We start from the raw sequence: 8,119 nt of genomic DNA, 5'->3' as shown, positions 1-8,119 counted from the left end.
ATTTCGGGCGAAGGCTCAAAACCCTCAACGGTCTCACGCCCTATGAATACATCTGCAAAATATGGACTTCAGAACCAGATCGATTCATCATCAACCCAACCCATCAAATCCCGGGACTAAACACCTAACATCCTTAACACGCGAAGATCGCCTGTCCGCATTAATGGACAAGCGTGGAACGAAGGAGCAGACGATGAAAACCCGCGCCGCCGTGGCCCTTGATGCCGGCAAACCGCTGGAAGTCATGGAGGTCAATCTTGAAGGCCCCAAGGCCGGCGAGGTGATGGTCGAAATCAAAGCCACCGGCATCTGCCACACGGACGAATTCACCCGCTCCGGCGCGGACCCGGAAGGCATCTTTCCGGCCATTCTGGGCCATGAAGGCGCCGGTATCGTGGTCGAGGTCGGCCCGGGCGTCACCTCGGTCAAGCCGGGCGACCATGTGATTCCGCTCTATACCCCCGAATGCCGCGAATGCGCGTCCTGCCTGTCGGGCAAGACCAACCTCTGCACCCGGATCCGCGCCACGCAGGGTCAGGGCCTGATGCCCGACGGCACCTCGCGCTTTTCGCTGCCCGACGGCACGCCGATCCATAAATCGCCGTGGCGAAGGTCCGCGAGGACGCGCCCTTCGACAAGATCTGCTATATCGGCTGCGGCGTGACCACCGGCATCGGTGCCGTCATCAACACCGCCAAGGTGGAAATCGGCGCCAAGGCCGTCGTTTTCGGTCTGGGCGGCATCGGGCTGAACGTCATTCAGGGCCTGCGCCTGTCGAAGTCGGATGCGCAGCGTATCGAAACGATCCTGCGCAACGGCGAAGCGTAGCAGGCTGCACAAGCCATCCAATGCCGTGCAAGAGCGTGTGTCGTCCTCTGCCTGATCGGAGGCAGGGCGACGATACCCGGAATGGATGTGGCGCGCGGGTTGCAATCCGGCTGCCACGTTCCGGTTCTACTCGCCTTGGCGTGGCAGTTTGTGGTTTGCAGCGACAAATTAGCCGCTGGTCGTTTCCGTCGCCAGCACGGAACGGCCGAGAGTCCCGCACCTCCGCCAGACGCGGATCGGCCTGGCTACTGCTGGCGCGGGAAGGTCATCAAAATGACCGGGCACGACATCCTGATGACAGGTGACGTTCCCGGTCTTGCCAGTCTGACAGGTCAGTCGAAGATGTTGATTCCCGGCATCAGCTTGAAGCGCGGAAGATTGACAAACCTGCGTATCCAGCGTTGGATCGCTGGGTAGTAGAACAGCTCGATGCCGCCGTCCCCTGCCAGCGCCACATAGGGGAAGCACGCGATATCCGCCACCGTGGGGCGTGATCCCGCGATCCAGTTGAACCCTTGCAGCTCCTGATTGGCCAGATGATCATCCAGGACACGGAACAGCTTGTGAGCGCCGGCCCTTGCCTGCGCCACGTCGAGATCGTAGCCCAGCACATCATGAAGCCGCGCGGCCGAGGCCGTGGACGTGATGCTGTCCGCGAAGGCCAGCCATTGCGCGACCCGACCCAGTTGGGACGGATCGTTGACCGGCCACCACGTTCCTGTCGGATCGTAGCGCGAGGCGAGATGCACGAGAATGGCCTGCGCATCCCGGATATAGGCTCCGTCGTCCTCCAGCACCGGGATCTGTCCCAGCGGATTTATCTGGAGGAATGCATCGGACTTGTGTTCACGACCCGGAAAGAAGTCCACGGCTTGCTTTTCATGAGAAAGCTCAAGAAAATCCAGCAACAACCGTATCTTGTAGCAATTTCCGGACAGGACATAGTCGAACAGCTTCATCTCATGCCGCCTCGTTGAAGAGGGCGACCCCCCACTGAAGTTCATTGGCCTTCAGCCAGCGGCGGTAGGCGATCGAGGACGCGTCCGCGCGGGTCGGCAATTCCCAACGGGGATCGAGCGGCAGCTTCCGGGGAACCTGGTTCTCGAGGATCATCCGGTCCTGCAGGAAGATGTTCTGCTGGAAGTGGAGAAGGCCAGTGTCGGTGTTTTCCTCGTCAAAGACCAGAATGAACGAGTGGACGATACACTCGTCCTCTTCCACGGGCTGGATGAACAGCCCGACCAGATCCCAGACATCCTCTCGGATCGGGCAGGTCTTGTACAGGATCGTCGAATAGGGATGCGGGACGCGATACTTGTATTCGGTCATCTGGCCGCCCGATGCCGCCGCCGAAGCCATGGGCTGGAAGAATTTGCATTTGGTCGCCCAGATTTCATCCTTTTCCGCATCCATGCTGACGTCGTAGCTCTCGACGCTCGGATGCTCTTCCACGCCGAGGATGTCGGTGTGGACGAAGGGAAAATGCGCCATGTCGAGGAAGTTTTCCACGCAGCGCAGTCCCGAGCAGCGAACGCCCACGCCGCCAGCGGTCACAAGACGCCGGTCCGGCTCGTCGAACTCCGGCACGTCGTAAAGCGGGCGCGGCGTATCGCTCAGCGTGGTCCAGAGATGGCCGTAGCGGATCTGCGTCAGAAGGCTGCGCCCATCGGCATCGTTCACCGAAAGAACGCCAGCTGCGTCGCTCACGGTCAGATCCTGCGAAAGCAGTCGGACGGGTTTCGCTTCCGCACCTTCGAAATCGGGAAGGCGGCCGATTGCATACCATTGCGAACGGGTGAAAGTGTCGGGTGTCATAGTGTTTCTCCTCGCTTGTCGAAGTGAGACGATCAACTTGCTAGGCTGCGATGCCTATTAAGCGGCGCTTGACGCCTTGAATACCTGTCGCAGACGGGTGGACAGCTTGCTGACGGCGATCGCGACATTCTCCGATGCACTGGCCGGAACCGAGGTGTGGATCATCGCCCCGTGTTCCTTCATGTCCAGGAACGCCAAAAGGACTTTTCCCTTCACTTCGGGAACGCGGACGATCGCGGCGTGATCGGTGATCTTCGACACCAGTTCGGCGCCAATGCCTTCGGCAAGCTCATTCAGGCTGGTCGGGGCAAGGTCGATATGGACCGAGCGGTTGGGAACCCAGTCGCCGTCGATCGATGGCGCCGCCGTCGTCTCGCCCGGGTTTGCAACCCAGATGAACCCGCCGGAATCCGCCGCGCGATAGGCCTTGGCGCGGATCGTCTTGGGTGGGGTCAGTTCGGGATGCGCCGGGATGCCCGCGCAGGCGCCAGCTCCGTCGTATGACCAGCCGTGATACAGACAGGTCAGCGTGTTGCCGCGGACGATGCCGTAGGACAGGCGCATGCCCCGGTGGGGACACCTGTTTTCCCATGCGCGGATCTGGCCGTCCTCGCCGCGCCACAGAGCGATGTCGTTGTCGGCGATTACGACACGTCCTGCCGTCTTCGGAAGGACATAGTTCTGAAGCCCGGCAGGGAACCACCCGGCTTCCAGTTCTGATGGTTTCATTCTACTCCCCATTTCTGTGTTTTCAGCCCTGGACACTGGTTGGTTGGGCTATAATCCAGCCCGTCCATTTCAGCGTCCTTCGCGGTGCCGGGCTTCGGTTCTGTACCGCGTCAAACGGTCTCAAGCGTAATTGTGTCGATGTTCACGTCGTCCGGCCCCAGCCAGCAGGCAATCTCGAACATGTCGATAAGGCGTTCATCCCCGGTCAGAATCAGCGTGATGTAACTGGGGGTCGCGCTTGTGACCGTGCTCGACAACGAAAGGCGCCGAGCAAAGTGGCTAACCATGGCAAGGCAGGACTCGGTCTTGAGTGCTCCCTCAAGAGATACGCGCCGCGTTACCATGTCATAGGTCCAGCACCAGCTTCTTGCCCTTGCAACGCGACACGCAAGGCAGGATCAGCGTCCCGGATTCCTTCTCGGTCGGATTGAGGTAGAAATCGCGGTGATCTGGTTCGCCCTCAAGAACGGTTGTCAGGCAGGTGCCGCAAACCCCCTGTTCGCAGGATGTCATCGGCTCCAGCCCGGCAGCCTCCATCGCGCCGATGATGGTCTGGTCTTCCTCGACTGTCAGGGTGACGCCCGATTTCTGCAGCACCACCTCGAAGCTGTAGCCGTCGAGTTCCAGCGTGGCCGCATCGACGCTGAACCGTTCCAGGTGGACGCGGTCGCTTTTCCAGCCGCAGTTCTTCGCCAGTTGCTCGATCAGGTCCATAAAGGGTCCGGGTCCGCAGAAATACAGGCGAGCATCGGCGGGCGGATTGGACAGGATCCCGGTCAGAACTGCGTTGAGCGTCGGCGGAACAAGGCCAAGATAGACCGGAGCCTCGTCCAGAGCTGTGAGTTCGCTTTTGAACGGCACATGTTCGGCGCTTCGGGCGAACAGGTGCAAGACGCATTTGCGGTTCACGGACTGAAGATGGCGCGCCATCGCCAGCACCGGGGTGATGCCGATGCCCCCGGCGATCAGGATCACCGGACCCTCGTCCGACCGAAGCTCGAAGTTGTTCCGTGGCAGGCCCACCTCGATCTCGTCGCCCTCGTTCAGCGCGTGCATCGCAGCCGATCCGCCCCGGCCGTTTGTTTCGCGCTTGACGCCGATGTGATAGGCATCGCAGTCCTTGGGGGCGTTCCAGAGCGAGTACTGGCGGACGATGCCGTCGCCGACGCAGACGTCGATATGGTCGCCTGGTGTGAACTTGACGGACGATCCATCGCAGGGGACCAGTTCGTATGAACGGATTTCCGGCGTCTGCTCTACAATCCGCCTGATCTTTACCCGTTGAGTGTTCATGGCGTTTCCTTCGGCATTTGAAGAGGCATCATGCCGGGCATTGGCTTGAAATTCTCGAGTCTCATGAAGCGCTCCATCCACCGCGAGACGGAGAAAAACGGAGCCAAGTCGATGCCACCTTCTTCGGCAAGTGCAATGTAGGGAAGGCACGCGACATCCGCGATGGTCGGATGCGGCAACGGCAGCAGCCAGTCATGGCCGTCTTTTTCGGCGAACCAGAGATGCTCGTCGATGATCCGCAGCAGCTTGATGCCTTCGGTCCGGGCCTTGCTCACGTCCAGCCGATAGAACATCGCATCATGTAGCCGTGCAGCCGAAATGGAGCCCGTCAGCTGGTCCGCGAAGGCGAGCCATTGATAGACCTCGCCCTGGTGGTCGCGCGGAAACCATTTGCCGGACTTGTCGTAAGCGGCGGCAAGGTAGACCAGGATGGCCTGCGCATCGCGAACCGCTCGACCTTTATCCATGATGGCCGGAAGCTGTCCCAGCGGGTTTATGTTAAGGAAACGCGGCGACTTGTGCTCGTATCCCGGATAAAAGTCGACAAGGATCGACTGGTATTCCAGGCCAAGCTGCTCCAGTAGGAACCGGACCTTGAAGCAGTTCCCAGAAAGTGGATAGTCATGGAACTGTATCATGACTCCTCCAATCTGCGCCTGATCGCTGACAATTCCGCGCGCCTTTGCGCCGGATCGCCTGTCGGGTAAACCATCGACCCATCGACGCCCCAAGGGGTAAGATGATCGACGCTGGAATCGACATGCAGCCTGACCTGATCGACCGGCGCCGCGATGTGGACTGGATAGCACGGCTCGCCTGCACTGCCCGAGGGAGAGCATTCTTCCTCGCTCGCCCAGACAAAGCCGCCCGCCACGGCCGTGGAATAGACGGTCGCACTTATGTCGTGGGCCGGGCGTCCCTGCATCGCGGGAACCAGCATCACCTTGCCTGATTCCTCGAACTGCCAGCCGTGATACACGCCTTCGAGGTATCCACCCATGTTCCGTCCGGCGCTGAGCCTTACGAAGCGGTGGGGGCAGCGATCCAGCCAGACGTTGATCGCGCCGCTGGCGCCCCGCCAGATGACCAGGGGCTTGTCGCCCATCATCGACCTGACGATCGAATAGTCGCGGACGTCTTTTTCAAGTGCAACAACATACGAGGTCATGTCATCGCTCCATAGGTTACATGGTTGGCCCGCAACCATTCGCGGTAGCTCAGCGAAGAGCTGTCCACCTCGATGGAGGTTTCCGCGCCGTTGAGCGGCAGCTTCTTGTGGACATGCCGCTCGAGAACATACTTGTCCTGCGCCGAGATGCTCTGCTGGTCAGCTTTCAACTGGCGCTCGTCCATCCAGTCTTCCCTTATCCAGGCAAGCAACTTGTGCGCGATGAAGTTTTCTTCATCCAAAGGCTGTGCGAAGATGCCGAGATAGTCGTATCGACCCGGTGTCGTTGGGCGATGGATGAAAAGAACCACCGAATACGGGTCCGAAATCCGGTAGGTGTATTCTGCGACCGAGTTCGTCAGCGGCAGCCAGGCCTTCTGCGACTTCAGCCACAACGCCCCTGCTGCATCGACGCTGGCCTCTCCCGGAACCAAATCCAGGTGATTCTCGTCGCCCAGGATGTTGGGATGCAGGAAGGGGAAATGCGCGTTGTCGATCACGTTGTCCACGATCCGCAGGCCCGAACACTTTATGGGCGTGGACCAGATGTTCATGACCAAGCGATCAACCTCGTAATATTCCAGCAGCTGCTGTGGAGGTCCGTCGGGCTTGCCAAGGCTTGTCCAGACATATCCCAGCCGCTCCGTCACTGGCAAAGGGCGGGAGTCGCTCGACGCGGAAATCCAAGTCTTGTGGATTTCCAGGTCGATGTCATGGCCCAGAAGCCGGGTCCTTGTCGCATTCCTCCGCCGGATGTCCGTTGGCGACCCGAGTGGGTACCAACGGTTCCAAACCACAGCGTCTTCACGTGCGCTCATGTCGGTCACTTGCTTTCGGTGACGTCGGTGAACAGGGCCGCTTTGAACGCTTCTTCGCCCTTTGCCGCGGCAGTGGATAGTTCGCGCAGCCATTTCCGGTACTGGTTCGAGATCTTGTCCGTCGGCAGCGAAACCTCGTCCAGGTAGATCGGGCCAGGCTGCGTCTCGATGACCGGCTGGTCTTCCGCCAAGACGAGCTTCTGGAAGTCGAGCGGCTGGCTATCGGGCAAGTCGTCCTCGGTATGCGCGATGATCATGAAGTTGCGGCACGAGTTCTGTGAGGTCGGGCTGGAGGTGGTCCAGAGAAGGAAAGGCTTGTCGTTCTTGTACAACCTGATCGACAGGTTGACGCTGAACGGCATGGAGTTCCGGTAGTTCCAGCTTCCCAGCGGGCTATCGTCCGGCAGCGTGTCCAGCATGTCGCGGCCCGGCTCCATGAAGAAGCGAAGTTCGCCGCCCACGCGGTCAACGGGCACGATCGCCGGTTCCGAATATGCCGGGTCATAGAGGGTGCCCGGATGCACATAGGCGAAGTGCGAAAAATCGGTGAAGTTTTCCCAGCGGCGTTCGGCCGAGCTGTCCCAGTTGTAGGGCTCCGCGATGATTTGACGCTTGAATTCGGGGTTTTCCCAAGCTTCGCAGTAAGGGATGTTCGTGCAATCCCACGAGCTGTCGAGGCGGACCCAGATGATTCCGTACCGCTCTTCGCAGGCATATGCGGGCGTAAACGCCTTTTTCGGGATCGCGTCGCTGGGACAGGCCGGCATAAGTTCGCAGCGGCCGCTGGCACCATATTCCCAGCCGTGATACGGGCATTGGATACGGTTGTTCTCAAGCACCTTCCCGACGGACAGTTTCGCGTAGCGATGCGCGCAGCGGTCTCGCATGGCGACGTATTTTCCGTTCAGCTTCGCGATGACCAGCGGTTCGTCAAGAAGCGTCCTACCGATCGGACCGTTGCCTGCCGGATCTGCAGCCTCGAGTTCGTTCACGGTTGCGACAGGATGCCAGAAATGGCGCAGATAGCTTTGATCTGCGGTGAGTGGAGTCAAAGCGTTCATTATTCCCCCCGGTTAGCTACCGTTGTAATAGTTGCTTCATAAAAGCCTAACGGAAGGCGGCGCGTTTCAAAAAGTGCATTAAATTGTACTTTTCGTTTCGGATTTTGAACGACAATTCGGAAACGCTGGGTAGCACTGCCGAACAGGCGACGATTCGCAATCCGGCAGTCAACCTTTGCCCGTCGCTGAATGCGACTTTTTACCGAGAACATGCCCCTGCTTCCGTGTACTCTTCGACCCAGATTTTCAAAGCGATTGCAGGTGCTTTCGCGCTTCGGCTTGGAGGGATCGAAGAACCGTTGATTGATGTGCTTGGCGGGTAATTTCTGGCTTTTGGCGATTTGATTGACGGTTTTTGCGATGGCATCCGGTCTGCGTTTTGAGCAGATTGGGAGCTGTTACCGGCT

General features: G+C 59.5%; 9 protein-coding genes and 2 pseudogenes. 2 read left to right on the top strand and 9 right to left on the bottom strand.

What is annotated here, in order from left to right; translation table 11 throughout:
* Together OQZ28_RS16700 and OQZ28_RS16695 are read left to right on the top strand one after the other, a co-directional pair.
* Positions 1-128, top strand: a pseudogene (locus OQZ28_RS16700) (IS481 family transposase); the annotation flags it as partial.
* A gap of 65 nt (positions 129-193) precedes the next feature.
* Positions 194-774 (top strand): annotated as a pseudogene (locus OQZ28_RS16695) (alcohol dehydrogenase catalytic domain-containing protein); the annotation flags it as partial.
* Between the two features lie 386 nt (positions 775-1,160).
* Here the strand turns inward: OQZ28_RS16695 and OQZ28_RS16690 are convergent.
* The 9 genes from OQZ28_RS16690 to OQZ28_RS16650 all read right to left on the bottom strand — a co-directional run bounded on the left by OQZ28_RS16690 (position 1,161) and on the right by OQZ28_RS16650 (position 7,712).
* Positions 1,161-1,787, bottom strand: a complete 627-nt coding sequence (locus OQZ28_RS16690; protein ID WP_007396216.1) for a glutathione S-transferase family protein — start codon at positions 1,785-1,787, stop codon at positions 1,161-1,163.
* A 1-nt stretch (position 1,788) separates the two neighbouring features.
* Positions 1,789-2,643: an aromatic ring-hydroxylating oxygenase subunit alpha gene (locus OQZ28_RS16685; RefSeq protein WP_007396217.1), complete on the bottom strand. Its 855-nt coding sequence runs from the start codon at positions 2,641-2,643 to the stop codon at positions 1,789-1,791.
* A 57-nt stretch (positions 2,644-2,700) separates the two neighbouring features.
* Entirely contained in the window at positions 2,701-3,372 is a 672-nt protein-coding gene (locus OQZ28_RS16680; RefSeq protein WP_007396218.1) for a Rieske (2Fe-2S) protein, read from the bottom strand.
* A 110-nt stretch (positions 3,373-3,482) separates the two neighbouring features.
* A complete protein-coding gene (locus OQZ28_RS16675; protein ID WP_039998264.1) occupies positions 3,483-3,716 on the bottom strand; it encodes a hypothetical protein in 234 nt (77 codons plus the stop codon).
* A gap of 1 nt (position 3,717) precedes the next feature.
* Positions 3,718-4,665: a PDR/VanB family oxidoreductase gene (locus OQZ28_RS16670; protein WP_458136668.1), complete on the bottom strand. Its 948-nt coding sequence runs from the start codon at positions 4,663-4,665 to the stop codon at positions 3,718-3,720.
* Positions 4,662-5,303: a glutathione S-transferase family protein gene (locus tag OQZ28_RS16665; RefSeq protein ID WP_007396221.1), complete on the bottom strand. Its 642-nt coding sequence runs from the start codon at positions 5,301-5,303 to the stop codon at positions 4,662-4,664. The genes OQZ28_RS16670 and OQZ28_RS16665 overlap by 4 nt, the downstream gene beginning before the upstream one ends.
* Positions 5,300-5,833: a Rieske 2Fe-2S domain-containing protein gene (locus OQZ28_RS16660; protein ID WP_007396222.1), complete on the bottom strand. Its 534-nt coding sequence runs from the start codon at positions 5,831-5,833 to the stop codon at positions 5,300-5,302. Before OQZ28_RS16660 ends, OQZ28_RS16665 begins: the two co-directional genes overlap by 4 nt.
* Positions 5,830-6,651 carry a hypothetical protein gene (locus OQZ28_RS16655; protein ID WP_197603280.1) on the bottom strand — a complete coding sequence of 274 codons (822 nt, stop codon included), beginning with the start codon at positions 6,649-6,651 and terminating at the stop codon, positions 5,830-5,832. Before OQZ28_RS16655 ends, OQZ28_RS16660 begins: the two co-directional genes overlap by 4 nt.
* Before the next feature lie 5 nt (positions 6,652-6,656).
* Positions 6,657-7,712, bottom strand: a complete 1,056-nt coding sequence (locus OQZ28_RS16650; RefSeq protein ID WP_039998265.1) for an aromatic ring-hydroxylating oxygenase subunit alpha — start codon at positions 7,710-7,712, stop codon at positions 6,657-6,659.
* Positions 7,713-8,119: the final 407 nt, after the last annotated feature.

The organism is Komagataeibacter sp. NFXK3, from assembly GCF_054182245.1.
The sequence above is the reverse complement of the archived record's forward strand: the minus strand, read 5'-3'. Positions and strand labels throughout refer to the sequence as shown.